At 67.2% G+C, this 241-nt stretch carries 1 protein-coding gene; it reads left to right on the top strand.

Going from position 1 to position 241, the window contains the following annotated elements; translation table 11 throughout:
* On the top strand, positions 1–241 hold a 241-nt coding region (locus HMPREF0072_RS11535), incomplete at both ends, for a hypothetical protein (RefSeq protein WP_211204239.1).

Genomic DNA, 241 nt, shown 5'->3' with positions numbered 1-241 from the left:
ATCGCCGACACCATCCCCGGTTTCGCCGACTTCAACCGCCGCGTCCGCCATCCCGGTGGCTTCTACCTCGGCAACTCCGCCGGCGAACGACGCTGGAACACCGCCAGCGGCAAGGCCAACTTCGTCGCCAACCCGCTGCCCCGCGACCTGTTGCCGGCACAGGTGCGCGACAGCGGCCTCGAACCCGACCTGATCCTGCAGACCCTGCGCTCCCATGACCAGTACAACACCACCATCTACG

The sequence above is a fragment of the Anaerococcus lactolyticus ATCC 51172 genome, assembly GCF_000156575.1.
Classification (GTDB): domain Bacteria; phylum Bacillota; class Clostridia; order Tissierellales; family Peptoniphilaceae; genus Anaerococcus; species Anaerococcus lactolyticus.
The sequence above is the reverse complement of the archived record's forward strand: the minus strand, read 5'-3'. Positions and strand labels throughout refer to the sequence as shown.